Origin of the sequence: Microbacterium sp. AG1240, from assembly GCF_003635115.1 — a bacterium.
In the GTDB taxonomy this organism is placed as follows: domain Bacteria; phylum Actinomycetota; class Actinomycetes; order Actinomycetales; family Microbacteriaceae; genus Microbacterium.
Genome location: NZ_RBXJ01000002.1, coordinates 350,549 through 373,673, shown reverse-complemented (window position 1 = coordinate 373,673; position 23,125 = coordinate 350,549). Strand labels below are relative to the sequence as shown.

The following is a 23,125-nucleotide window of genomic DNA, read 5'->3' as shown; positions in this document are numbered from 1 at the left end:
GGCTGTTCGCCGCCGGCATGGGCACGATGGCGTTCCTGCGCAACACGCTCATCGTCAACCTCGACGCCAGCCTCCAGCAGGCGGTGACGACCGACATCGGCAGCACGGTGTTCGACATCCAGAACCTCGGCGGCGTGCTCAGTCTCACCGCGACCGACACCAGTCCTCCCGTCGGCAACGTCCTGGCCATCTACGGCCCCGACGGCGACCTGGAGGCCGTGGCGAGCACCGTGCCGGCCGCGGACCGACCACTGCTCCCCGAGACGTTCACCCTGGAGCGGAGCTCCGTGCAGGGAACGACCGCATTCCCCCTGACCGCGTCCGAGACCGGCTCGGCCTTCCACGCCAGTGTGGACTTCTTCGAGGCTCCCGGCGGGATCCTCTATACGCAGTTGCTCGCCCAGTCGCTCGCTCCGACCGAGCGCGTGGTCGGCACGTTCGTGGGCATCTACAGCGTGCTCGCGCTGCTCATCCTCGTCGCCAGCGCGATCGCGACGCGCTATCTCGTCACCCTGACCTTCCGCGGACTCGGGCAGGTGGAGACGACCGCGATGGCGATCGCCGCCGGTGACTTCAGTCAGCGCATGGCCGACGTCGTGCCCGGCACGGAGGTCGGCCGACTGAAGGCCGCCATCAACACCATGCTCGGGCGCGTCGACGCCTCCCTTCGTCAACGCGACGCGACGGTGCGCCAGATGCGGCGGTTCATCGGCGACGCCAGCCATGAGCTGCGGACGCCGCTGGTGACGGTGCGCGGGTATGCCGAGCTCTACCGCATGGGCGCCATCCGCAGCGAAGACGACGTGGCGCAGTCGATGGAACGCATCGAGAAGGAGGCGATCCGCATGGGCGTGCTCGTCGAAGACCTCCTGGCCCTCGCCCGCCTCGACGAGAGACGAGACGTCGAGATCGTGCCGATCGACCTGCGGCCACTGGCCCGCGACGCCGCGCTCGACCTGCGCGCCGCATCGCCGCAGCGCGTCGTCACGGTCGACGACACGACCGAGATCACCCCTCCCCCCGCCCCTGAGCCGCCTCCCGTGCCCGAAGAACCCACGGAACCCGCCGAACCGAAGCCGCCCGCAGACGGCCGACGCCGAACGATCCCGGCGACGTCGGCCATCGCCATCGCGGGCGCGACCTTCTCGCGCCTGCGCCGCCGTCCGCGCACCGACGGCACGCAGGCGGATCTCGTGCTGGAGCCGGAGCCCGAGGTCGTCGAGCCCATCGTGCTCGGGGAGGAGAACCGCATCCGTCAGGTCATCGCGAACCTCCTCGGCAATGCGCGACGGTTCACGGCCGACGACTCGCCCATCGGTCTGCGCGTCGGAGCCGATCGGGAGGCGGGCATGGGCTGGATCGAGATCATCGATCACGGCGAGGGCGTGCCCGAGCAGATCCGCGACCAGATCTTCCAGCGCTTCTGGCGCGCCGACACCTCGCGCACCCGAGAGACGGGCGGTGCGGGTCTGGGCCTGTCGATCGTGGCGTCGATCGTCGACGCGCTGAACGGCACCGTCTCGGTCACCGACACTCCGGGCGGCGGCGCGACCTTCCGCGTCTCGCTCCCGCTCGTCGACACCACCCCCGAGGCACCCGACGAAGGGCTCGACACGCAGCCGCTGCCCCGGCAAGACCTGCCGACCTCCCGCTGAGGCCCTCTCCCGCGCAACGTGCGGAGGAGATCTCACCGGCGGCTGACGCTCGCGGCGCGAGCGATCCTCCGCTCGTGAGATCCCCTCCCGCGGTGACGCGACGTTCGCCCCTCCCCAGGCGCCCCGCGCCGGCGTCTGTGCACGGCGGCGCGACCGGCGGGCGGGCGGCCGTACTCGGCGGCCTAGCGTGGCGGCATCCATCGAAAGGAGCCCCCTTGGCCAGATTCTCCGTCGACAGCGACGAGGTGCTCACCGCCACCTCGCTCGTGCAGGGCACGGTCGGCCGACTCGAGTCCGAGTCGACCGCGCTGCTGTCTCAGCTCACCCGACTGCAGGGCTCGTGGACCGGCTCGGCCGCGATCGCGTTCCAGGGGGTCGTCGAACGTTGGCGCACGACTCAGCGTCAGGTCGAAGAGAGCCTCGCCGACATCAACGGCGCCCTCACCGCGGCCGGGCGTCAGTACGCCGACGTCGAGCAGGCGAGCACGAGCCTCTTCCGCTGACTCCAACGAAAGAACGGCCCCTCCGAAGCGGAGGGGCCGTTCTTTTCGACTATGCGTGGATCAGAAGTCCATGCCGCCGGTCGGGTCGCCGGCCGGAGCCGCCGCCTTCTCGGGCTTGTCGGCGACGACGGCCTCGGTCGTGAGGAACAGGCCCGCGATGGATGCTGCGTTCTGCAGCGCCGAGCGCGTCACCTTGGCCGGGTCGATGATGCCCTGCTCGAACAGGTCGCCGTATTCGCCGGTCGCGGCGTTGAGGCCGTGTCCGACGGGGAGCTCCGCGACCTTGTTCGCGACGACACCGGGCTCGAGACCGGCGTTCAGCGCGATCTGCTTGAGCGGGGCCTCGATCGCGACACGCACGATGTTGGCACCGGTCGCCTCGTCGCCCGTGAGCGAGAGGGTCGCCAGGGCGACCTTGCCGGCCTGGATGAGTGCGACGCCACCACCGGCGACGATGCCCTCTTCGACGGCCGCCTTCGCGTTGCGAACGGCGTCTTCGATGCGGTGCTTGCGCTCCTTGAGCTCGACCTCGGTCGCCGCACCCGCCTTGATGACGGCGACGCCGCCGGCGAGCTTGGCGAGGCGCTCCTGGAGCTTCTCGCGGTCGTAGTCGCTGTCGGTGTTCTCGATCTCGCGGCGGATCTGGGTCACGCGACCCTCGATCTGAGCCGAGTCGCCCGCACCCTCGACGATGGTCGTCTCGTCCTTGGTGATGATGACCTTGCGCGCACGGCCGAGCAGGTCGGTCGTGGCGTTCTCGAGCTTGAGGCCGACCTCTTCGGTGATGACCTGGCCGCCGGTGAGGATCGCGATGTCCTGCAGCTGCGCCTTGCGACGGTCACCGAAGCCGGGAGCCTTGACGGCGACCGACTTGAAGATGCCGCGGATCTTGTTGAGCACCAGAGTCGCGAGAGCTTCGCCCTCGACGTCCTCGGCGATGATGAGGAGCTCCTTGCCCTCCTGGATCACCTTGTCGACGATCGGAAGGAGATCCTTGATGTTCGAGATCTTCTGGTTCGCGATCAGGATGTAGGGGTCTTCGAAGACCGCTTCCTGGCGCTCGGGGTCGGTCACGAAGTAGGGGTTGATGTACCCCTTGTCGAAACGCATACCCTCGGTGAGCTCGAGCTCGGTTCCGAAGGTGTTCGACTCCTCGACGGTGACGACGCCTTCCTTGCCGACCTTGTCGATGGCCTCGGCGATGAGCTCGCCGATGGCGGGGTCAGCGGCCGAGATCGATGCGGTCGCGGCGATCTGAGCCTTGCCGTCGACCTCCTTCGCGCTGGCGAGGAGCTCGTCGGTGATGGCCTTGACGGCCTTCTCGATGCCCTTCTTGAGCGAGATGGGGTCTGCGCCGGCTGCGACGTTGCGCAGGCCTTCGCGAACGAGTGCCTGAGCGAGCACCGTGGCCGTCGTCGTACCGTCACCGGCGACGTCGTCGGTCTTCTTGGCGACCTCCTTGACGAGCTCGGCGCCGATCTTCTCGAACGGGTCGTCGAGTTCGATCTCCTTGGCGATCGAGACGCCGTCGTTCGTGATGGTGGGAGCGCCCCACTTCTTCTCGAGCACGACGTTGCGGCCACGGGGGCCCAGCGTCACCTTGACGGCGTCGGCGAGAATGTTGAGGCCGCGCTCGAGACCGCGACGGGCCTCCTCATCGAAAGCGATGATTTTTGCCATGTTTTGTCGTCCCTCCCGGACGTTGGGTAGACAGAGTCTTTAGCACTCAGCGAAGCCGAGTGCTAATCCCATCTTGGCACTCTCCCCTAGGGAGTGCAAGCTGCGGCGAGCGCCCCGACGCAAAGAGAAACGCCGCAGCATCCGACACGGGATGCTGCGGCGAAGACGTGCGACGACGAGTCAGACCACGCGCACCGATTCGGCCTGGGGCCCCTTCTGCCCGGCGCCCACCGTGAACTCGACCGCCTGGCCCTCCTCGAGGACGCGGAAGCCGGTCATGTGGATGTTCGAGTAATGGACGAAGACGTCCTGGCCATCACCCGCGGTGATGAAGCCGAAGCCTTTTTCGGCGTTGAACCATTTGACGGTGCCCTGGGTCATGCGACTCTCCTGATGCTGTGCGACGAGCCCCATGTTAGGCACGCCCCACCCGGCCGATCACCGTCGGGAGGCATACTGTGACACGCGTGCATCCAAGTGTTTACCCGCCGGAAACACAGGCCCCGCGAACCGGGCGTCAGGGCGCGGGAGTCGCTCCGGCGACCCGATCGGCGCCGATCACGACCACCAGGCGCACCGCCTGGGTCTCGTCGGCCTCGGTGGCGGGGTTGTCTTCGACCGGATAGGCGTCGTACTGCGAGCTCTGGGCGACCTGCGCCCCGCCGATCACGTCGGCGACCCCCATCGCCGCCGCCTCGTCGTCGGTGCGCGAGTAGTAGACGGTGGTCGTCTCGAACGACCCGCCCGCGTCACCCGGCAGCACCGACTCGGCGTTCCAGCCCGCCGTGACCAGCACGTCCTTCGTCTGCGTGGCGAGTCCCTGCTGCCCCGACGCGTTGAGGACGATGACCGTCGAGCTGGTGTCGACGACGGCGGCCACCTCGGGAAGGGGCGCGGCCGTAGGCGCGGTCGTCGGGAACAGCGAGATGCGCCCGGAGACCACCAGCGAGCCGAAGATCCCCGCCGCGACGAGCACGATGGTCGCGACCACGGCCCACAGCAGGATCACGCCGCCGCGCAGGCGGGGGTTCTCGGAACGGTGCGCTCCGACACGACCGGTCTCGTCTGCGAGGTCGTCGAAGCGGTCTCGCGGATACGTCGGGTTCGGCACCCGACGATGCTACCCGGCGGGGCCCAGGAGACCTGTCAGCGTGACGCCGTGCGCGTCACTCGCGCGGCACGCGCCGCCTCACGGGCCTCGCGGAGGCGGCGGAGTCGGCGCACGAGCATCGGATCGTGCTCGAGTGCGTCGGCCGTATCGATCAGGCGTCCGAGCAGCTGGTAGTAGCGAGCCGGCGGCATGCCCAGGTCGGCACGGATCGCCTCTTCCTTCGAACCGTCGTGCCGGCGCCACTCGGCCTCGAAGGCGAGCAGCGCGCGATCGCGATCGGAGAGGGGCACCCCCTCACGCTAGCTCGGCGTCGCGGTGTTTCCGCGCAGCCACTCCACGCTCGCACCGAGCGGGTCGACAGCGGCGAGGATCTCTCCGTCGAGGCCGAGAGCGAACCTCCCCGGCCAGGGCTCGGGCACGGCCGTCCACCCGTCGTGCAGTCCCGGTTCGTCGATCGTGATCCACCGTCCGGCCGCGCGCGCGGCGGCGATCATCGCCGCGCGGTCGCGACGGGGAACGTGCGCGAGCACGCCCGGGGTGGTGACCACCAGCGTGGCGTCGCGGGGGGCGAGCGCGGCGATCTCGGCGAGGAGCACGGATGCGTCGCCCGCTGCCATCAGCGCGGGCTCGGCGGCGGCGATGTCGAGCGCGGCGGCGATCCGCTCGACGCGGCCGGTCTCCCCCGGCCACGCGAGCCCTTCGATCCAACGGCGGTCGTCGGCATCGCGCGCGTCTCGCGGGTGCAGGTCGATCCCCGCCCGCCAGACGATCTCGGGCATGCGCAACGGGGGCGCGCCGACGAGGGCACTGTCGTCAAGGGCGCTGTCGAGCACGACGGCGCTGACTCCCGCGGCGGGGTCGAGCGCCACGACCCCCTCGTCGGTGGCGTAGCGATAGGAGTACCGATCGGGGTAGAGGCAGAGTCCGGCACTCGCCCCCACCTCCAGAAGGGCGATCGGGCCGTCGACGAGCGAGAGCGCGGGCAGCAGTGCCGCGCACCGCAGCGGCTCGTTGGTCTGGATGCTGCGCGCCGAGCATTCGGCGACGACGGCGGCGGCGTGCGCGTCCACCCAGTGGGCCCACGCGCGGTAGTCGCTCTCCGGCGCCCCGAGCAGGCGGGTCACCGCGAACACCAGGGGCGGTTGCCGATGCGTCTCGGGGATGCGCGCGAGGATCGCCCGCACCCCGGCGTCGGACGCGACCCCCGCCGCCCACGCAGCGTAGAGGGAGGAACGCCCCGGCGCCTCGACCTCGGCGAATCGGCGGTACCTCGCGACGATCGCGGCGTCGAGGGCGGTCGCAGCATCCTGATCCACTCCCCCATCTTCGTCGCAAGGCCGGGCCCGCACCGCGCGGCATCGGGTTGAATAGAAGTGGAAAGGATCCGCAGATGACATACGCCGTCAGCAAGACCGACGAGGAGTGGCGCGCAGAGCTCGGCGCCGACCAGTACGCCGTGCTCCGTCAGGCCGCCACCGAACGCGCCTGGACGGGCGAACTGCTCGACGAGAAGCGCGCGGGGCTCTATGCCTGCGCCGCGTGCGGAGCCGAACTGTTCCAGAGCGGCACGAAGTTCGACTCGAACTGCGGCTGGCCGAGCTTCTACGAGTCGGTGCGTCCCGAGGCGGTCGAACTGATCGCCGACAACACGCTCGGCATGGTGCGCACCGAGGTGCGCTGCGCGAACTGCGGCTCGCATCTCGGCCACGTCTTCCCCGACGGCTACGGCACGCCGACCGGCGACCGCTACTGCATGAATTCGCTTGCGCTGGAGTTCACGCCCGGCGACGACGCATGAGCGCGACGCTCGAGGCCGTCCGCTCGCGTCGATCGTGGTCGAAGGTCACCGATGTCGCGCCGACCCGCGCCGAGCTGGAGGCCCTCGTCTCCGCCGCGGGGCGGGTCGCCGACCACTCGTCGCTGCGGCCCTGGCGCATCGTCGAACTGCGCGGCGACGACCGCGAGGTGCTCGGCCGGGCGATGAACAAGGCCACCGGGCACAAGGGCGCCTCGTCCAAGCCGATGCGCGCGCCCCTACTGCTCGCCGTGGTCGCCAGCTACCGCAAGAGCAAGGTGCCCCGTTGGGAGCAGGAGGCCGTGGCCTCCGGTGTCGCCCACATGCTGAGCCTGCTGCTCGACGACGCCGGATGGGGCGTGTTCTGGCGCACCGGCGACTACACCCGCAGCAAGGCCGTCGCGAAGGCGCACGGCCTGGAGAAGGACGAGGAGCTGCTGGGCTGGCTCTATGTCGGCGGCAAGCCTCCGGTGAAGCGCGAGGCCCGCCGCAAGATCGTCGACGCCACCCGCCACCTCTCGCGGATGCCCGTCCGTAAGAAGGATCGTCGAGACGACTCCTAGCGTCGAGTGGGCGGTCGCCGCCGACCGGGCCGGACGAACGAACGTTCCGGGGGGCGAGAGCGTCCTTCGCGCGCCGGGCCGTTCAGCGGGGCCCCGGACACGTCAGGACGTCACGACGTGCGGAACCCGTTGAACTCGATGTCCCAGTGGGCGTCGGAGACGTGCTGCTCCGAGGCCTGTGTCTCGTCGGCGCTGTCCACACGCCGAGGGAAGCTGCGGTGGCTCTGCAGACGAGCCGCGGCGTCGGAGAAGTCGGGCACCTCGCCGTCCCAGTCGGTCGGCGCCGACAGCACATCGTTGCCGACCCCGATGACGAGTTCTGCCTCGCTCTGCTCGCCGGTGCTCTCGATCACGATCGGGATCCGCACCGCCTCGGCCTGGCCGTCGTTCGCGACGGCGGCGGTCAGCGTGACGAGGGCCTGTGCCACGTCGTCGGTGGTGAGCACGGTCTCTCCGGCATAAGTGATGCAACGCATGCCTCAAGCGTGGACGAGGCCGTTCCCTCCCGGTGCGCCATTGCGCCGACCGCTCGAATGCACTAACCCGGTGAAACCCCGCAGGTCCAAGCCGTTGGAGCTGTGGGCTTCGTCGAGCATCTTGTCGAAGATCTCGCGGTCGATCTTGTCGACGCGTGCCGCGTAGACCTGGATCATGAGCGGCACGGAGGGCGCGATCCACAGGCTGCGGTAGCCCCCGGTTCCTTCGAGCCCCACAGAGAGCATGAACGCTTCGGACCGCCGGAGCTTGGTGGCCACCACAATGCGCAGCGGCAGCAGGATCTCGTCGGGGATGTCGTAGCTGGATTTCGCGTCGTTGTTGTATGTCAGTCGTCCCACGGGACGAATGCTACGACCGACCTCCGACATCGCTCCGAGCCGACCGTCTCACGCGCACCCATACCACCCGCGGCAGCACGGGCGAAGCGGACCGGTGGCGCGATCGAACCGGTCTAACGTCGTGGACGGGAAGGACGGTGCGGGCGGATGAAGCGCTTTCAATGCGAGGTGTGCGGCCACGAGGTGTTCTTCGACTCCTCCGTCTGCGTGCGATGCGGTACGCAGCTCGGGTACGTGTGGGAGGACGACCGCGTGGCATCCGTGTCGGCGTCGTCGCCCTGGTCGCGCTGCGCGAACGCCGGGAGAGCGGGCTGCACCTGGCTCGTCTCACGCGACGCGGAGCTCTGCCAGAGCTGCGCCCTCACGCGCACCCGTCCCGCCGACGACGACCTCGAGGGCCTGTCGCTCTTCCCCGTCGCCGAGGAGTCGAAGAGACACCTGCTGCGCGACCTCGCGCGGCTGAACTTCCCGGTGGTGGGCAAAGCCGCCGATGAGGAGGGCGGGCTCGCCTTCGATCTTCTCTCCAGCGTGGACGCCGATGTGACCATCGGGCACGCCGACGGGGTCGTCACGATCGACCTGGCGGAGGGCGACGACAGCTATCGCGAGAAGGTGCGGCGCCGACTCGCCGAGCCGTACCGCACGATGCTCGGCCACTTCCGCCACGAGACCGGGCACTATTTCGAGTGGCGCCTGGTCGAGTCCACTCCCCGCATCGACGAGGCCCGAGACCTCTTCGGCGACGAGCGCGCCGACTACCAAGAGGCCATCGATCGCCACTACGCCGACGGTTCTCCCGACGACTGGCAGGACCGGTTCATCAGCGAGTACGCGACCATGCACCCGTACGAAGACTTCGCGGAGACGTGGGCGCACTACCTGCACATCCACGACACCCTCGAAACCGCGGTCGCATTCGACCTCGTCGCGCCGATCGATCCCGACCTGGCGTTCGACACCCTGGTCACGGAGGTGTGGTCGCCCTTCGCCACATCCATGAACGTCGTCAACCGTTCGCTCGGGCAGCGCGACCTGTATCCCTTCGTGCTTCCCCGCAGGGTCGTGGAGAAGCTCGTCTTCGTCGATTCCCTGCGCCGGCGCTAGAGCGCGGAGCGATGGGACTGGCGCCAACGTGCGGGTCGACGCCCACCTCAGGGTGCCGGCTACAGGACGTGAACCTGCAACCCCCGTATGACAACGTGCGGGTCGATGCCCTGGTGTGTGGTGCCGGCTACAGGACTTGAACCTGCAACCCCCGTATTACAAGTACGGTGCGCTACCAATTGCGCCAAGCCGGCGGAGCGCCCAGTCTATCGGCGCGCGGCCACGCCTTACGGAGCGACGGTGGCGGTCTCTTCGGGAGCCGCGGTCTCCGCCGGAGCGGCCGTCTCGGCGGGGGTGGTCGTCGGCGTGGCGGTGCGGAAGTAGGCGTCGCTCGCGACGGCGAAGACGAACTGCTGGAACTCCTTCGGATCGCTCAGCTTGCCCACGTAGGGCGTGCCGTTGACGAGCACCTTGGGCATGCTGTCGAGCGTGAGCCCCTCGGTGTCGGGCAGCCCCTTGAGAGCGCGATCGGTCGCCGCCTTCGCCCAGGCCGCGAACTCCTCGTTCTCGATGCACGAGCGCACGGTGGTGGGGTCGGTGACGCTCGAACCCTGCGCGAGGTCGGCGAGTTCCGAGTCGGAGTGCCCGTCGGTGTCGATCTCGGGCTGGGCGCGCAGCAGCTCGTTATTGAAATCGAAGAACCGCTCGGGTGAGTGCGTGGCGACGCAGGCGGCCGCGCTCGCGGCACGCAGCGAGTACTTCGTGCCGTTCGACTTCGCCGTGAGCATCGCGACGGGGTAGTAGGTCAGCGACGCGGTGTCGCTGCTGACCCACTGCGAGAGCTGCGACCGGTTGGCGAGCTGGAACTCCCGCGCGCCGGTGGAGAGGTAGTCGACGTACACGCGGATGTCGACCGCGGGGGCGGCCGTCGGGGTCGTGGTCGGCGCGGCTTCGCCCTGGATCGCAGCATCCGTCGGTTCGGGCACCGGGGTGGCGCCTTCGATCGATCCGTCGCCGCCGCCGACGGGGGTGACGTCGGAGACGGTGAATCCGTCCTGCGACGCGTTCTCGGGCTGGGCCTGGGGGGTGGATGCTGTGGAGTCGAGCGCCCACGCGACACCGAAGGCCGCACCGCCGACGACGACGAGCGCAGCCACACCGATCAGCACGCCGCGCAGGATGCGCAGGCGAGACTGCTTCGTCTGAACCTGCTGCGCCTTCTCGCGGACGGCCTCTCGGCGGTCGCGCTTCGCGGGCACGTTCGGGGACTCGTCGTTGGACATGAAACCTTCTGGAAAAGACGTGCGCCGGGCTCGGATCCCAGCGTGCCGCAGGAGAACGCGGTCGAATGACGATGCTAGCCAGGCAGGCTGGGAAAAGCCCAGACGCACGGCCGATCCGGGGCCCCGTCCGAGCGGGTCCGGGTCGTGACATAATGACCCTGCGCCCGAAGCCGTGCGCACGGGGCTCATCCGCCCCGCTCATTCCATCACTACGGATCGTCCGGCACGTACCTGCCGGTGAAGGAGAAGAGAACATGGCGTCCGTCACGTTTGACAACGCAACCCGTCTGTACCCCGGTGGCACGCGCCCCGCGGTCGACAAGCTCAACCTCGAGGTGAGCGATGGCGAGTTCCTCGTGCTCGTCGGCCCCTCCGGTTGCGGAAAGTCCACGTCGCTGCGCATGCTCGCGGGCCTCGAAGAGGTCAACGACGGTCGCATCCTCATCGGTGACCGCGACGTCACCGATGTGCCCCCGAAAGACCGCGACATCGCGATGGTCTTCCAGAACTACGCGCTCTACCCGCACATGACGGTCGCCGAGAACATGGGCTTCGCGCTCAAGATCGCCGGCGTCGGCAAAGACGAGCGCGCCACCCGCGTGCTCGAGGCCGCCAAGCTCCTCGACCTCGAGGAGTACCTGACCCGCAAGCCGAAGGCGCTCTCGGGTGGTCAGCGTCAGCGCGTCGCCATGGGCCGCGCCATCGTGCGTCAGCCCCAGGTCTTCCTCATGGACGAGCCGCTGTCGAACCTCGACGCCAAGCTGCGCGTGCAGACCCGCACCCAGATCGCGTCGCTGCAGCGTCGCCTCGGCGTCACCACGGTCTACGTCACGCACGACCAGACCGAGGCTCTCACCATGGGCGACCGCATCGCGGTTCTGAAGGACGGCATCCTCCAGCAGGTCGGCACCCCGCGCGACCTCTACGAGAAGCCGAACAACGTGTTCGTCGCCGGCTTCATCGGTTCGCCCGCCATGAACCTGTTCTCGGCCGACCTCGCCGAGGGCGGCGTGCGCTTCGGCACCGAGGTCGTGCCGCTCGACCGCGACACCGTCGGCCGCGCCAACGGCAGCCAGGTCACCGTGGGCGTGCGCCCCGAAGACATCGTGGTCGGCCCCGCCGACGGCAAGGGCCTCTCGGTGGTCGTCGACCTCGTCGAGGAACTCGGCGCAGACGGCTACCTCTACGGCCACACCGAGATCAACGGCAAGCGCGCCGACCTCGTTGCGCGCGTCGACGGCCGCAGCCACCCGAACGCGGGCGAGACGGTCACCCTGGCCGCCAGCGCCGGTCACGTGCACGCGTTCGACGCCGACTCGGGCGAGCGCCTCAACGACAAGGCCATCGCCTCGGCCTAAGCCGGCACGCACAGCGTCAGAAGCACCGTCGCGGCGCGTCCGTCGGTCCTCGATTCCATCGAAGGATCCGACGGGCGCGCCGCGTCTTTCGTGAAGGAAGGTCTCGTGTCCGACTCCCTCAGCATCACCGCCAGCTCCGTCGACCCGGGGCTGCTCGCCCTCCCCTGGTCGACGCCGCTGGCCGACTGGCCGAGCAGCAACATCGTGTTCCTCCCGAAGGGCCTCTCCCGGCACCTCGTGCGGTTCGCGAACCTGTCGGGCCGCGTGGTCGCGATCAAGGAGACCACCGAGGAGATGGCGCGCCGCGAGTACGACATGCTCGGCAACCTCACCCGCCTCGACGCCCCGTGCGTCGACCGCGTCGCGGTGATCGCGGGCAGGACCGACGCCGACGGCGAGCCCCTCCCCGCGGCGCTCGTCACCGCGCATCTGCGCTTCTCGCTGCCCTACCGCGCGCTGTTCACCCAGGTGCTGCGTCCCGACACCGCCACGCGGCTCGTCGACGCCCTCGCGGTGCTCCTGGTGCGCCTGCACAACGTGGGGTTCTTCTGGGGCGACGTCTCGCTGTCGAACACCCTCTTCCGCCGCGACGCGGGCGCCTTCGCCGCCTACCTCGTCGACGCCGAGACCGGCGAACTGCACGAGGGCGGCCTGACGCGCGGCCAGCGCGAGCACGATCTGGACGTCGCCCGCACGAACATCGCCGGCGAGATCATGGATCTCGAGGCCGGCGGACGCCTCGAGGGCGGCATCGACGCGGTGCAGATCGCCGACGGCATCATGTCGTCGTACTGGTCGCTGTGGGCGGCCCTCACCGACCAGGAGACCTTCACGGTCGACGAGTCGTGGCGCATCACCGAGCGGGTGCAGCGCCTCAACGCGCTGGGATTCGACATCGGCGAGATGTCGATGCAGACGACCTCCGACGGCACGCGCGTGGCGATCGAACCCAAGGTCGTCGACGCCGGGCACCACCAGCGGCGCCTCATCCGCTTGACCGGCTTGGACGTCGAGGAGAATCAGGCCCGCCGGTTGTTGAACGACCTCGACGAGTTCCGCGCGCGCATCTCACGCCTGGGTGCCGACGAGGAGATGGTCGCCCACGAATGGCTCACCCGCGTGTTCGAGCCGATCGTCATGGCGATCCCCTTCGACCTGCGGGCGAAGCTCGAGCCCGCCGAGGTGTTCCACCAGGTGCTGGAGCACCGCTGGTACATGTCGCAGGCCCGCGGGCGCGCCGTGCCGCTGGCGGAGGTGCTGACCTCCTACATCGACGACGTGCTGCGCCACCGCCGCGACGAGGCCACGCTGATGGGCCCGTCGACCGAGACCCTGACGATCCCCGTCGTCACCGGCAGCATCCCGACCCCCGACCCCGCCGACGACATCGACTGGCGCGACCTGGTCTGACCCGCCGCCCTGACCGCGAAACCCGTTCGGCCCGGCGAGACCCGCGCATGATGTCAGGGTCTCGCCGGCGCGAACGGGTCTCGGCGTCAGTGGGGGGTCGGGAGGGCGTCAGTAGCCGACGGTGAAGCGGCCGCGCGGATGCTTCGGCGACTCGATCTCGTCGATCACGGCAACGCCCAGGTCGGGCCCGGAGATGAACGATTCGCCCTCGGCGTCGGTCACGAGCACGTCGCCGCCGTCGCGGTACGAGCCGGTGCGCTCGCCCGGAGCCCACGCACCGAAACCGCCGGCGGGGTGCACGTAGAACCAGTCGCGCGAGGCCGGCGTCTGCTCGAGGTCTTCGAGGATCTCGATGGCCTCCCGCGCCTCGGGCTTGTACTCCTCGGCGAAGCCCTCGGTGTCGATGAGCCGCGGTCCGCCTTCGGCGACGAGGCTTCCGCCCGCGCCGCCGATGACGCCGATGCGCACCGTGTCGGGCAGAGCCGCGACGAGCTCGGCGACGGCCGGACGCACCTTTCCGAGCATGTCGCCACGGCCGGGCACGGTCGACACGACCACGTCGACCCCCTGCAGCTCGGCGACGAGGTTCGGCACGTCGAGCAGGGTGCCCTCGATGTAGGTCGCGCCCTCGACGCGCTCGTTGGGCACGGTGCGTGCGACCGAGACCACCGTGTGACCGCGGCGGACGCCCTCGGTGACGATGTGGCTGCCGGCGTAGCCGGTTCCTCCGATGACGGCGATACGAGCCATGACGTTCCCTTCGATCGGTGTGCGGATCATCGAGCGGGCCTGGGCGGGAGGAGCCCCGCCGACGGCGTCACTCGCGGACGGAGCGGAGAGTGGAGACCTGGTACAGGGCGACGGATGCTGCGATCCCGGCGTTCAGCGACTCGGTGGCCGTCGAGATCGGGATGGAGACGATCTGGTCGCAGGTCTCGGTGACCAGACGCGACAGTCCCTTGCCCTCGGAGCCCACCACGATGATGACGGGACGGTCGGCGAGGTCGAGGGCCGGCAGCGACACGTCGCCGTCGCCGTCGAGACCGAGCACGAACACGCCCTGCTTCTTCAGGTCTTTGAGAGTGGCCGTCAGGTTCGGCGCGAGGGCGACGGGGATGCGGGCGGCGGCTCCCGCACTCGTCTTCCAGGCGGCAGAGTTGACCCCGGCGGAGCGCCGCTGCGGAATGATGAGGCCCTGCCCGCCGAAAGCGGCGGTGGAGCGGATGATGGCACCGAGGTTGCGCGGGTCGGTGACCCCGTCGAGGGCGACCAGCAACGGCAGCTCTCCCCGGTCGATGATCTGCTCGAGCAGGTCTTGCGGGTGCGCGTACTCGTAGGGCGGCACCTTGAGCGCCACGCCCTGGTGCACACCGTCGAACCCGGCCATGCGGTCGAGCTCGGGACGGGTGACCTCGAGCACGGGGATCTGCCGGTTCGTTGCGATCGAGAGCATCTCCTTCACGCGGTCGTCCATCTCGACGCGCTGGGCGATGTAGAACGCCGTCGCGGGGATCTTCGCCCGCAGCGCCTCGAGCACCGAGTTGCGACCGGTGACCGTTTCGGTGTCGTCGTCCTGCTTCGGCCGGCCGCCGCGGCCGGCGTTGCCTCCGGTCGCCCGCACGGCGGGGCGGCCGCCCTTGCCGCCGCCGGCGGCGGCGAGGCGCTCCTGGGCAGCCTTGCGCTTGCCCGCGGGGTGCCAGGCGCGCTCCTCGGCCTTAGGGGTGGGTCCGCGCCCCTCGAGGGCGCGCTTGTTCTTGCCGCCCGTGCCTTTGGTCGGGCCCTTCTTCTTGCCACGCCCGGCCGACGGGTTTCCGAAATTAGCCACGGTTCACGCTCCAATGGGTCCCCTCGGGACCGTCTTCGAGGACGATGCCGGCCGCCGCGATCGCATCGCGGATGCGGTCGGCCGTCGCCCAGTCCTTGCTCGCGCGCGCATCGGCGCGTTGGTTGATCATGGTGAGCACGAGGGCGTCGAGGGCGGCGGCATCGGCGCCGTCGCCGTCGTGGGACCATCGGGGGTCGAGCGGGTCGATGCCGAGGACGCCCGTCATGACGACCACGGCGGCGAAAGCGCCGGCGACCGCGTCGCTGTCTCCGGCGTCGAGCGCGAGGTTGCCCTCGCGCACGGTCTCGTGGATGACGGCGAGCGCCTGCGGCACGCCGAGGTCGTCGTCGAGGGCAGCGGCGAAGCGGTCGGGCACCGCAGCATCCATCTTCCGTCCGCCCTCTTCGGGGGCGAGCAGACGCACCGCGCGCTCCTGGAAGGTGCGGATGCGCTCGAGCGCGGCCTCGGCCTCGTCGAAGGCGCGATCGGAGATGTCGAGACTCGACCGGTAGTGCGCAGCGCCGAGCGCGTAGCGTACGACGAGCGGATCGCGCTCGGAGAGCACGTCGTCGGCGAGCACGAAGTTGCCGATCGACTTCGACATCTTCTGGCCGTCTACGGTGACGAGGCCGTTGTGCACCCAGTACCGCGCGAACGCGTCTCCGGCGGCGGCCGACTGGGCGAGCTCGTTCTCGTGGTGCGGGAAGCGCAGATCGAGTCCGCCGCCGTGGATGTCGAACTCCGCGCCGAGGTAGCGGCGCGACATGGCGGAGCACTCGATGTGCCACCCCGGGCGTCCGGGGCCCCACGGGGAGTCCCAGACCGCGCTGGCGGGCTCGCCCGCCTTGGCGCCCTTCCACAGGGCGAAGTCACGAGGATCGCGTTTGCCGCGGGGGTCGGCATCGGCGGCCGGCTCCATCGCGTCGAGCGACTGGTGGGTCAGCGAGCCGTAGTCGCCCCACGACCGCACATCGAAATAGACGTCGCCCGCGGCATCCGCGCCCTCCGCCGAGGGGTAGGCGTGCCCCGCGTCGATGAGTCGCTCGATGAGCTCCTGCATCTGCGGGATGGACGCCGTGGCGCGCGGTTCGTAGGTCGGCGGGAGGATGCCGATCGCGGCGTAGGCGCGGGAGAAGGCGAGCTCCATGCGGTAGGCGAGCGCCCACCAGGGCTCCACGTCGGTCGCGTTGGCGAGCACCTTGTCGTCGATGTCGGTGACGTTGCGAACGAACGTGACGCGACCGAAGCGGTGCGCGAGCCAGCGCCGCAGGATGTCGAATGCGAGGGCCGCGCGCACATGACCGATGTGGGGTCCTGACTGCACGGTCGGGCCGCAGACGTAGATCGAGACGTTTCCGGGGTCGAGTGGGACGAAGTCGCGCAGGGCCTGCGCTTTCGTGTCGTACAGCCGGAGAGTCACCGCTCCAGCCTACCCGGGGCCCTCGTGGCGCAACGGGCGCCCGGGAGCCGATAGAACTGGAGGATGCTCGCCCTGATCGCCGTGGTCGCCGCCGCCGTCCTCTTCGGCACGACGGGCACGTCTCAGGCACTCGGTCCCGCCGACACGACGCCCCTCGCGGTGGGGGCGATGCGGCTCGCGATCGGCGGCACGGCGCTGGCGGCGATCGGGCTGACGCTCGGGGCGCGGTCGCGCCGTCGCGCATCGGCCCCGCCGCGCCCGACCCCGCGCGCCTTCGCACTCATGGCGGTCACCGGCCTGTGTCTGGCCGTGTACCAACCGCTCTTCTTCCTCGGCACCGAGCGCAACGGCGTCGCCGTGGGCACCGTGGTGGCGCTCGGCTCGGCGCCCGTCATCGCCGGACTGATCGAGTGGGCCCTCACGAGGCGCCGTCCCTCCGTGGCCTGGGCGGCCGCGACGGCGCTCGCTCTCGTCGGTGTCGTGCTGCTGGGCGTCGGTGGCGCCGACGGCGGCGCGGGCGCCGACCCGATCGGTTTCGTCGGATCGGTCGGGGCAGGCGCCTCGTTCGCCGTCTTCGCGAACGCCCAGCGCCGGCTCATGGACGGCGGATGGGACCCCTTCACCGTCGCCGGCGCGATGGGCGCGACCTCGGCGGTCGTGGCCGTCGCCGCGCTGCCGTTCGTCGACCTGTCGTGGCTCGGTGCGCCCGGCGGGGTCGCGATGTCGCTCTGGCTGGGGCTCGCCACGATCGCCGTCGCCTACACGCTCTTCACGTGGGGCCTCGGCCGCCTCACCGCCTCGGTGGCGGCGACCCTCACTCTCGCCGAACCCCTGACCGCGGGGGTGCTCGGCGTCGCGCTGCTCGGCGAACGCCTCTCTCCGTTCGCCGTCGGCGGGCTCGCGGTCCTCGGCGCAGGGCTGGTGCTCCTCGCCGTCGGATCCCGCCCACGCCGCGATCCGGCGCCCTTCGCCGTCGAGGGGTGAGGTCTTCCACTGTGTCGGCGAGGATGATGCGATGACCGCCTGGCACATCCGCGTCGATGACCTCACCGGCGAACCCACGCGTGCCCTGATCGCCCTCCACCTCGCCGGTATGCACGCCACCTCGCCGCCGGAGAGCACCCATGCGCTCGACGCCGACGCCCTCCAGCAGCACGGCATCACCTTCTGGTCGGCCTGGGAAGACGAGCGCATCGCCGGCGTCATCGCGCTCAAGCGGCTCGACGACGAGCGCGGCGAGCTGAAGTCGATGCGCGTGGCCGACGCTTTCCTCGGCCGCGGAGTCGGACGGATGCTGCTACGCCACGTCATCGACCACGCACGCGACGTCGGCCTGACGAGCCTGTGGCTGGAGACCGGGACCCCCGATGAGTTCGTCCCCGCCCAGCGCCTGTACGAGAGCGAGGGGTTCGTGCGATGCGCACCGTTCGCGCCCTACGTCGACGACCCGTTCTCGGTGTTCTTCACGCGGGTGCTCTGACGCCGCGCCGCGCTCAGGCCGGGAGGAGGAGGGCGACGGCGGTGACGGCGACTCCCTCACCGCGGCCGGTGAAACCGAGCCCGTCGGTCGTCGTCGCGCTGACCGAGACGGAGGCCCCGCCGAGCGCGGCGGAGAGGGCTGCTTCGGCCTCGGCCCGGCGCGGAGCGAAGCGCGGGCGGTTCGCCTGCATCTGCACCGAGACGTTGCCGATGCGCCATCCGGCCTCACCGAGCAGCGCCGCCGTGCGCGAGAGGAAGACCTCGGCATGCGCCCCGACGTACTCGGGGCGGTCGGTGCCGAAGTGCGTGCCGATGTCACCGAGGCCGGCCGCCCCCAGGAGGGCGTCGACGATCGCATGGGCCACGGCGTCGCCGTCGGAGTGTCCCGACAGCGCCGGCTCGCCCGGCCACTCCACCCCCGCGAGCCACAACGCACCCTCGCCCCCGAAGCCGTGCACGTCGGTGCCGAGACCCACGCGCGGGGCCGCCTGCGGCGCGTCGAGAACCGTCTGCGCTCTCGGTACCGGCGCGACGAGATGGCGGGCGCGATCGAGGTCGGCGGGCGTGGTGATCTTGAACGCCAGCGGATCGCCGTCGACGACGGCGATCGGGTGGCCGGCAGCCGCGACGAGAGCGGCATCGTCGGTGTGCTCATGGTCGGCCAGACGATAGGCCGTGTCGAGGATGTCGCGGCGGAACCCCTGCGGCGTCTGGGCGGCGACGAGATCGGCGCGATCGACCGCTTCTCGTACGCGTGGTCCGGCGACACGCTTGACGGTGTCGATCACCGGAAGCGCCGGGAGCACCGCGGGAAGACCCTCGTGCAGCGCATCGAGCACGCGGGCGAACAGCGTCGCGGGCGCCAACGCCCGCGCGGCGTCGTGGACGAGCACGTACTCGACGTCGGGCCAGAGCGCTCGCAGCCCCGCGGCGACCGATTCCTGGCGGGTAGACCCGCCGGCGACGACGGTGACGAGGTCTCGTCGCCCGCCCGCCGCCGCGAGGGCGTCGGTCAGAGCGTCGCCCTGATGGGTCGCCGGGGCGACGATGACCACCTGCGCCGGCTCGGCGCGGAAGACCCCGGCGAGCGCGTGGCGGAGGATCGAGGACTCGTCGATCCCCACCATCGCCTTCGGTCCGCCGGCACCCAGGCGGGTACCCGACCCGGCGGCGACGACGATGATGGCGACGTGGGGAACCGGCAGCATGCTCACGCCGCCACGCTATCTGCCTCTAGGAGGCGAGGACCTCGTCGAGAACGAGACCCGCTCGCTCCTCGTCGGTCTTCTCGGCCAGAGCGAGCTCCGACACGAGGATCTGTCGCGCCTTCGCCAGCATCCGCTTCTCGCCCGCGGACAGACCGCGGTCCTGGTCGCGGCGCCAGAGGTCGCGCACGACCTCGCTGACCTTGATCACGTCACCGGAGGCGAGCTTCTCGAGGTTCGCCTTGTACCGACGCGACCAGTTGGTCGGCTCCTCGGTGAAGGGGGCACGGAGCACGTCGAACACGCGGTCGAGGCCCTCTTTGCCGATGACGTCGCGGACGCCGACGAGGTCGACGTTCTCCGCGGGCACCTCGATGATCAGGTCTCCCTGGGTGACGTTGAGCTTCAGGTATTTCTTGGACTCGCCACGAATGATCCGGTCCTTGACCTCAATGATCGTGGCCGCCCCGTGGTGGGGGTAAACGACCGTCTCGCCAACCTCAAAAAGCATGGAGTTATGTCCTTTCGGCAACGTCCAGGATACCACAGGCAGGTTTGCGCTAAGGTTCTCCACCCTGGAGCCGGGAACGCCCCGGGCGACGCGGTCCCGCGAGGGGTCGAGCGACCGCGTAGACTGCATGAGATGCCGTCTGCTCCGCTGGGAGGAACCGTGAAATCCCGCCTCATCGCGTCCATCGCCCTGAGTGCCGCCGTCCTCCTGGGAACGAGCGGCTGCGCCCTCGTCTCCACCCAGGCGACGAAGCTGCCCTACTCCCCCGGTGACGGGGTGAACATCCCCGACTCCGGGCCGCTGAAGGTGCGCAACGTCGTCATCATCAGCGACGCCGACGGCGACGCGGCCAACATGATCGCCGCGATCGTCAATGAGACCGACGAACCGCAGACCCTGAGCCTCGAGCTCGGCGAAGGTTCCACCGCTCAGACGGCGACCGTGCGCGTCGGTGCCCGCGAGACCGTGAGCCTCGGCGACTCGGCGGAGAACGAGCCGCCGCTCGCCCTCGACGCGATCGACGGCGTTCCCGGATCGACGATCCCGGTCTACTTCCAGTCGGGCGATTCCGAGGGCGTGCTCTACCAGGTGCCCGTCCTCGACGGCGAGCTCGACTACTACGGCGACCTCCAGCCCTGAGGCCCGGCCACGCCGTGACAGCCGCGCTCACCCCGACGGGTGAGCGCGGCTTCTGTCATCCCTCGAAGCGGTAGCCGAGGCCCCGCACCGTGACGAGCATGTTCGGGTCGCTGGGGTTCTGCTCGATGCGCGACCTGATGCGCTTGATGTGCACGTCGAGCGTCTTGGTGTCGCCGAAGTAGTCGGTGCCCCAGACGCGGTCGATGAGCTGGCCGCGCGTGAGAACGCGACCCGCGTTGCGCATGAGCACCTCGAGGAGCTCGAACTCCTTCAGCGGCATGCTGATCTCGTTGTTCTCGACCGACACGGTGTGCCGGTCGATGTCGAGGGTCACCCGCCCGCCGGTGAGCACGCGGTCGTCGAGGTCGGACTCCACCTGCGAGTAGCGCCGGAGCACCGCCCGCATGCGAGCGAGGAGCTCCCGAGCCGAATAGGGCTTGGTGACGTAATCGTCGGCGCCGAGCTCGAGCCCCACCACGATGTCGACCTCGGAGTCTTTCGCGGTGAGCATGATGATCGGCACCGTGGTGCTCAGCCGGAGCTGACGGCACACCTCCGTGCCGGGCATGCCGGGGAGCATGAGATCGAGCAGCACGATGTCGGCACCGCGCTCGCGGAAGGCCGACAGCGCGATCGCGCCGTCCTCGGCGATCTCGACCTCGTACCCCTCCCGACGCAGCAGATAGGCCAGCGGGTCGGCGAGATCGGGCTCGTCCTCCACGATGAGCACTCGGGTCATGCTGTTTCCCCCTTCACGGGTGTGGAACGGCTCGGCGCGGCCGCCTTGCGGGGCTTGCGACGGGCCTTGGTGCGCGGCGCCCGGTCCTCGGGCACATCGGCCAGGGGCAGGCGGATGGTGAACGTCGATCCTCGACCGGGGCGCGACCAGAGCCGCACCTCACCGCCGTGACGCTGCACGGCGTGCTTGACGATCGACAGGCCGAGGCCGGTGCCCCCCGTGCGGCGCGACCGAGCCTGGTCGGCGCGGTAGAACCGTTCGAACACCCGGTTCTGGTCGCTCTCGTGGATGCCGATGCCGCGGTCGGTGACGGCGATCTCGACCACGTCGTCGGTCGCCTTCACCCCGACTCCGACGCTCGAGCCCTGGGGCGAGTAGGCGATGGCGTTCGCGATGAGGTTGCCGACGGCCTCGCTGAGCACCTGCGCCTCGCCGCGCACGTAGAGGCCGCGCGTCCCGCCGCGGACGATCGACACCTGCGCGGAATCCGCCTGCAGCGTGTGAGCATCGACGGCCGAGGCGACGACCTCGTCGATCGAGACGTCACGCACCTCTGTCAGCTCGGCCGACGCCTGCAGTCGCGAGAGGCTCATGATGCGCGAGGTGAGGGCCCCCAGCCGCGAGGCCTCGGCGCTCAGGCGCGCGGTGAAGATGCGCACCTGGTCGGGGTCGTCGGCGGCCATCTCGATCGCCTCGGCGAGCAGGCTCACCGCGCCGACGGGGGTCTTCAGCTCATGGCTGGTGTTGGCGACGAAGTCGCGGCGCATCTCCTCCACGCGCTCGCGCTCGGTGATGTCGCGGATGAGCACGAGCGTCAGCCGTGGCGAGATGGCCGTCGCCCGCGCGGCGACCAGACGCGGTTCCGACGGCGCGGCGCCGCGCTGCAGACGCAGGTTCTCGGTCGCCGGCGCACCCGAGTCGCGCGAGAGACGGGCGAGGGTGCGCACCTCGTCGCTCGGGATGACCTCGCCCACGCGCAGGCCGAAGACCTCGGCGGGGGCCGACGCGGCCAGCACCGTGGAGGACGCATCGGTCACGATCGCGGCGTCGTCCATCGCGGCGAGGATCGCCGACACGCCCGCCGGCACGTCGTCGGAGGTGCGGGCGATCGCGCGATCGCGGAGCCGGAACGCGGAGAAGATCAACGCGCTCACACCGCCGCCGATCACCGCTCCGAGGAGGAGGGCGAGCAGCGTGAGCTGCGTCTGATCCATAGGCCAAGAGTAAACGGCACGAGACGTCAACCCCGGCCCGGCCCCCGTCGTACCCCGTTCGCACCGGCTACTGTTCACTCGTAAGGCACCGCTCGTTAACCTCGGCTGGGGAAAATCGCCAGGGTAGCGGGATGCACCGGCGTGCCTGCGAATCAGGAAGGTTGCCGCAATGCGTGAAGTATTCCACCAGTCCCTCGAGGACGTGCAAGCGCGACTCGTCGAGATCGCCGAACTCGTCGCCGTCGCGATCGAGAAGGCCACCCAGTCGTTCTCCACGAGCGATGTCACGCTCGCCGAAGCGGTCATCGAGGCCGACGCCATCATCGACGAGAAGGCCGCGGCCCTCGACGAGCTCGCTATCGAGATCCTCGCCCGCCAGCAGCCCGTCGCCCGCGACCTGCGCATCGTCGTCACCGCGCTGCGCGTGAGCGCGTCGCTCGAGCGCATGGGCGACCTCGCCGAGCACATCGCCCAGCTGTCGCGCTCGCGCTTCCCCGAGCGCGCCATCCCCAAGGGCCTCAAGTCGACCTTCACCCGCATGGGCGAGCTCGACGTGACGGTCGCGAAGAAGCTCACCGAGCTGCTGCGCACCGAAGACCTCGCCATCGCGGAAGAGATCCGCAACGACGACGACGCCATCGACGAGCTGCACCTCAGCGTGTTCGAGAAGGTTCTCGGCGAGGGCTGGACGGGCGAGGCCACCGCGACGGTCGACGCGACCCTCGCCAGCCGCTACCACGAGCGCTTCGGCGACCACGCGGTCTCCGTCGCCAAGCGGGTCGTCTACCTCGCCACCGGCGACTGGGCGGGCGCCGACGATTCGGTGACGCTCCCCCTGTAACGACGCCCGAACGA

The 23,125-nt window shown here is 70.1% G+C and carries 26 protein-coding genes and 1 tRNA gene; 11 read left to right on the top strand and 16 right to left on the bottom strand.

Going from position 1 to position 23,125, the window contains the following annotated elements; all coding sequences use genetic code 11:
- The first annotated feature begins 26 nt into the window (after positions 1–26).
- Together DEU34_RS10350 and DEU34_RS10345 are read left to right on the top strand one after the other, a co-directional pair.
- Positions 27–1,655 carry a cell wall metabolism sensor histidine kinase WalK gene (locus DEU34_RS10350; RefSeq protein ID WP_121150599.1) on the top strand — a complete coding sequence of 543 codons (1,629 nt, stop codon included), beginning with the start codon at positions 27–29 and terminating at the stop codon, positions 1,653–1,655.
- Between the two features lie 215 nt (positions 1,656–1,870).
- Complete coding sequence (locus DEU34_RS10345; RefSeq protein ID WP_121150089.1) at positions 1,871–2,158, top strand: WXG100 family type VII secretion target; 288 nt, start codon at positions 1,871–1,873, stop codon at positions 2,156–2,158.
- A gap of 60 nt (positions 2,159–2,218) precedes the next feature.
- On the opposite strand, the gene groL is transcribed toward DEU34_RS10345, so the two are convergent.
- From groL to DEU34_RS10320, 5 genes are all read right to left on the bottom strand, one after another.
- Complete coding sequence (gene groL, locus DEU34_RS10340; protein WP_116647586.1) at positions 2,219–3,838, bottom strand: chaperonin GroEL; 1,620 nt, start codon at positions 3,836–3,838, stop codon at positions 2,219–2,221.
- 180 nt (positions 3,839–4,018) lie between these two features.
- Positions 4,019–4,219 (bottom strand): cold-shock protein, encoded by a 201-nt coding sequence (locus tag DEU34_RS10335; RefSeq protein WP_121150088.1) that lies wholly within the window; start codon positions 4,217–4,219, stop codon positions 4,019–4,021.
- A gap of 136 nt (positions 4,220–4,355) precedes the next feature.
- The gene (locus DEU34_RS10330; protein WP_121150087.1) at positions 4,356–4,949 is read right to left on the bottom strand and encodes a LytR C-terminal domain-containing protein; all 594 of its coding nucleotides are present in this window, start codon (positions 4,947–4,949) and stop codon (positions 4,356–4,358) included.
- A 35-nt stretch (positions 4,950–4,984) separates the two neighbouring features.
- Positions 4,985–5,239 carry a DUF3263 domain-containing protein gene (locus tag DEU34_RS10325; RefSeq protein ID WP_121150086.1) on the bottom strand — a complete coding sequence of 85 codons (255 nt, stop codon included), beginning with the start codon at positions 5,237–5,239 and terminating at the stop codon, positions 4,985–4,987.
- 9 nt (positions 5,240–5,248) lie between these two features.
- Positions 5,249–6,265: a DUF2332 domain-containing protein gene (locus tag DEU34_RS10320; protein WP_259460112.1), complete on the bottom strand. Its 1,017-nt coding sequence runs from the start codon at positions 6,263–6,265 to the stop codon at positions 5,249–5,251.
- A 74-nt stretch (positions 6,266–6,339) separates the two neighbouring features.
- Here DEU34_RS10320 and msrB point away from each other — a divergent pair, with 74 nt between their 5' ends.
- Together msrB and DEU34_RS10310 are read left to right on the top strand one after the other, a co-directional pair.
- On the top strand, positions 6,340–6,747 hold the full coding sequence (gene msrB / locus DEU34_RS10315; protein ID WP_121150084.1) for a peptide-methionine (R)-S-oxide reductase MsrB: 408 nt from the start codon (positions 6,340–6,342) through the stop codon (positions 6,745–6,747).
- Entirely contained in the window at positions 6,744–7,307 is a 564-nt protein-coding gene (locus DEU34_RS10310; protein ID WP_121150083.1) for a nitroreductase family protein, read from the top strand. The genes msrB and DEU34_RS10310 overlap by 4 nt, the downstream gene beginning before the upstream one ends.
- Positions 7,308–7,417: 110 nt before the next feature.
- On the opposite strand, the gene DEU34_RS10305 is transcribed toward DEU34_RS10310, so the two are convergent.
- The gene (locus DEU34_RS10305; protein ID WP_121150082.1) at positions 7,418–7,783 is read right to left on the bottom strand and encodes a hypothetical protein; all 366 of its coding nucleotides are present in this window, start codon (positions 7,781–7,783) and stop codon (positions 7,418–7,420) included.
- Between the two features lie 3 nt (positions 7,784–7,786).
- Positions 7,787–8,143 carry an ATP-dependent DNA ligase gene (locus DEU34_RS10300; RefSeq protein WP_147424040.1) on the bottom strand — a complete coding sequence of 119 codons (357 nt, stop codon included), beginning with the start codon at positions 8,141–8,143 and terminating at the stop codon, positions 7,787–7,789.
- A gap of 147 nt (positions 8,144–8,290) precedes the next feature.
- On the opposite strand from DEU34_RS10300, the gene DEU34_RS10295 reads away from it, so the two are divergent.
- Positions 8,291–9,247 carry a putative zinc-binding metallopeptidase gene (locus DEU34_RS10295; RefSeq protein ID WP_121150080.1) on the top strand — a complete coding sequence of 319 codons (957 nt, stop codon included), beginning with the start codon at positions 8,291–8,293 and terminating at the stop codon, positions 9,245–9,247.
- Positions 9,248–9,365: 118 nt separating this feature from the next.
- Here the strand turns inward: DEU34_RS10295 and DEU34_RS10290 are convergent.
- Positions 9,366–9,441, bottom strand: a tRNA-Thr gene (locus tag DEU34_RS10290).
- A gap of 33 nt (positions 9,442–9,474) precedes the next feature.
- Positions 9,475–10,470 carry a thioredoxin domain-containing protein gene (locus tag DEU34_RS10285; RefSeq protein ID WP_121150079.1) on the bottom strand — a complete coding sequence of 332 codons (996 nt, stop codon included), beginning with the start codon at positions 10,468–10,470 and terminating at the stop codon, positions 9,475–9,477.
- Positions 10,471–10,724: 254 nt separating this feature from the next.
- Here DEU34_RS10285 and DEU34_RS10280 point away from each other — a divergent pair, with 254 nt between their 5' ends.
- Positions 10,725–11,828: an ABC transporter ATP-binding protein gene (locus DEU34_RS10280; protein WP_116647594.1), complete on the top strand. Its 1,104-nt coding sequence runs from the start codon at positions 10,725–10,727 to the stop codon at positions 11,826–11,828.
- A gap of 105 nt (positions 11,829–11,933) precedes the next feature.
- Positions 11,934–13,238, top strand: coding sequence for a DUF4032 domain-containing protein (locus DEU34_RS10275; RefSeq protein ID WP_121150597.1), 1,305 nt, complete (start codon positions 11,934–11,936; stop codon positions 13,236–13,238).
- 108 nt (positions 13,239–13,346) lie between these two features.
- Here DEU34_RS10275 and DEU34_RS10270 read toward each other — a convergent pair whose 3' ends face one another.
- The 3 genes from DEU34_RS10270 to cysS all read right to left on the bottom strand — a co-directional run bounded on the left by DEU34_RS10270 (position 13,347) and on the right by cysS (position 16,483).
- Complete coding sequence (locus tag DEU34_RS10270) at positions 13,347–13,988, bottom strand: NAD(P)-dependent oxidoreductase (protein WP_121150078.1); 642 nt, start codon at positions 13,986–13,988, stop codon at positions 13,347–13,349.
- 67 nt (positions 13,989–14,055) lie between these two features.
- Entirely contained in the window at positions 14,056–15,063 is a 1,008-nt protein-coding gene (gene rlmB / locus DEU34_RS10265; RefSeq protein ID WP_121150077.1) for a 23S rRNA (guanosine(2251)-2'-O)-methyltransferase RlmB, read from the bottom strand.
- On the bottom strand, positions 15,056–16,483 hold the full coding sequence (cysS, locus tag DEU34_RS10260; protein ID WP_121150076.1) for a cysteine--tRNA ligase: 1,428 nt from the start codon (positions 16,481–16,483) through the stop codon (positions 15,056–15,058). Before cysS ends, rlmB begins: the two co-directional genes overlap by 8 nt.
- Positions 16,484–16,546: 63 nt before the next feature.
- Here cysS and DEU34_RS10255 point away from each other — a divergent pair, with 63 nt between their 5' ends.
- Positions 16,547–17,467, top strand: a complete 921-nt coding sequence (locus DEU34_RS10255; protein ID WP_121150075.1) for a DMT family transporter — start codon at positions 16,547–16,549, stop codon at positions 17,465–17,467.
- A gap of 31 nt (positions 17,468–17,498) precedes the next feature.
- Positions 17,499–17,963, top strand: coding sequence for a GNAT family N-acetyltransferase (locus DEU34_RS10250; RefSeq protein WP_121150074.1), 465 nt, complete (start codon positions 17,499–17,501; stop codon positions 17,961–17,963).
- Between the two features lie 13 nt (positions 17,964–17,976).
- Here the strand turns inward: DEU34_RS10250 and ispD are convergent, their stop codons facing one another.
- Together ispD and DEU34_RS10240 are read right to left on the bottom strand one after the other, a co-directional pair.
- On the bottom strand, positions 17,977–19,170 hold the full coding sequence (gene ispD, locus DEU34_RS10245) for a 2-C-methyl-D-erythritol 4-phosphate cytidylyltransferase (RefSeq protein WP_183042467.1): 1,194 nt from the start codon (positions 19,168–19,170) through the stop codon (positions 17,977–17,979).
- 25 nt (positions 19,171–19,195) lie between these two features.
- On the bottom strand, positions 19,196–19,678 hold the full coding sequence (locus DEU34_RS10240; RefSeq protein WP_116647599.1) for a CarD family transcriptional regulator: 483 nt from the start codon (positions 19,676–19,678) through the stop codon (positions 19,196–19,198).
- Positions 19,679–19,810: 132 nt separating this feature from the next.
- On the opposite strand from DEU34_RS10240, the gene DEU34_RS10235 reads away from it, so the two are divergent.
- Positions 19,811–20,317 (top strand): DNA modification methylase, encoded by a 507-nt coding sequence (locus DEU34_RS10235; RefSeq protein WP_259460111.1) that lies wholly within the window; start codon positions 19,811–19,813, stop codon positions 20,315–20,317.
- A gap of 55 nt (positions 20,318–20,372) precedes the next feature.
- Here the strand turns inward: DEU34_RS10235 and DEU34_RS10230 are convergent, their stop codons facing one another.
- Together DEU34_RS10230 and DEU34_RS10225 are read right to left on the bottom strand one after the other, a co-directional pair.
- Complete coding sequence (locus tag DEU34_RS10230) at positions 20,373–21,056, bottom strand: response regulator transcription factor (protein ID WP_116647601.1); 684 nt, start codon at positions 21,054–21,056, stop codon at positions 20,373–20,375.
- Positions 21,053–22,270: a cell wall metabolism sensor histidine kinase WalK gene (locus DEU34_RS10225; protein WP_121150071.1), complete on the bottom strand. Its 1,218-nt coding sequence runs from the start codon at positions 22,268–22,270 to the stop codon at positions 21,053–21,055. Before DEU34_RS10225 ends, DEU34_RS10230 begins: the two co-directional genes overlap by 4 nt.
- 169 nt (positions 22,271–22,439) lie before the next feature.
- On the opposite strand from DEU34_RS10225, the gene phoU reads away from it, so the two are divergent.
- On the top strand, positions 22,440–23,111 hold the full coding sequence (gene phoU / locus DEU34_RS10220; protein ID WP_121150070.1) for a phosphate signaling complex protein PhoU: 672 nt from the start codon (positions 22,440–22,442) through the stop codon (positions 23,109–23,111).
- The last annotated feature ends 14 nt before the right edge of the window (positions 23,112–23,125 follow it).

Coding starts and splice junctions, on each gene's coding strand:
- DEU34_RS10350 (WP_121150599.1), top strand. CDS start 27: ATGGCGTTCCTGCGCAACACGCTCATCGTCAACCTCGACGCCAGCCTC.
- groL (WP_116647586.1), bottom strand. CDS start 3,838: ATGGCAAAAATCATCGCTTTCGATGAGGAGGCCCGTCGCGGTCTCGAG.
- DEU34_RS10335 (WP_121150088.1), bottom strand. CDS start 4,219: ATGACCCAGGGCACCGTCAAATGGTTCAACGCCGAAAAAGGCTTCGGC.
- msrB (WP_121150084.1), top strand. CDS start 6,340: ATGACATACGCCGTCAGCAAGACCGACGAGGAGTGGCGCGCAGAGCTC.
- DEU34_RS10310 (WP_121150083.1), top strand. CDS start 6,744: ATGAGCGCGACGCTCGAGGCCGTCCGCTCGCGTCGATCGTGGTCGAAG.
- DEU34_RS10305 (WP_121150082.1), bottom strand. CDS start 7,783: ATGCGTTGCATCACTTATGCCGGAGAGACCGTGCTCACCACCGACGAC.
- DEU34_RS10295 (WP_121150080.1), top strand. CDS start 8,291: ATGAAGCGCTTTCAATGCGAGGTGTGCGGCCACGAGGTGTTCTTCGAC.
- DEU34_RS10285 (WP_121150079.1), bottom strand. CDS start 10,470: ATGTCCAACGACGAGTCCCCGAACGTGCCCGCGAAGCGCGACCGCCGA.
- DEU34_RS10280 (WP_116647594.1), top strand. CDS start 10,725: ATGGCGTCCGTCACGTTTGACAACGCAACCCGTCTGTACCCCGGTGGC.
- DEU34_RS10270 (WP_121150078.1), bottom strand. CDS start 13,988: ATGGCTCGTATCGCCGTCATCGGAGGAACCGGCTACGCCGGCAGCCAC.
- DEU34_RS10255 (WP_121150075.1), top strand. CDS start 16,547: ATGCTCGCCCTGATCGCCGTGGTCGCCGCCGCCGTCCTCTTCGGCACG.
- DEU34_RS10250 (WP_121150074.1), top strand. CDS start 17,499: ATGACCGCCTGGCACATCCGCGTCGATGACCTCACCGGCGAACCCACG.
- ispD (WP_183042467.1), bottom strand. CDS start 19,170: ATGCTGCCGGTTCCCCACGTCGCCATCATCGTCGTCGCCGCCGGGTCG.
- DEU34_RS10240 (WP_116647599.1), bottom strand. CDS start 19,678: ATGCTTTTTGAGGTTGGCGAGACGGTCGTTTACCCCCACCACGGGGCG.
- DEU34_RS10235 (WP_259460111.1), top strand. CDS start 19,811: ATGCCGTCTGCTCCGCTGGGAGGAACCGTGAAATCCCGCCTCATCGCG.
- DEU34_RS10230 (WP_116647601.1), bottom strand. CDS start 21,056: ATGACCCGAGTGCTCATCGTGGAGGACGAGCCCGATCTCGCCGACCCG.
- DEU34_RS10225 (WP_121150071.1), bottom strand. CDS start 22,270: ATGGATCAGACGCAGCTCACGCTGCTCGCCCTCCTCCTCGGAGCGGTG.
- phoU (WP_121150070.1), top strand. CDS start 22,440: ATGCGTGAAGTATTCCACCAGTCCCTCGAGGACGTGCAAGCGCGACTC.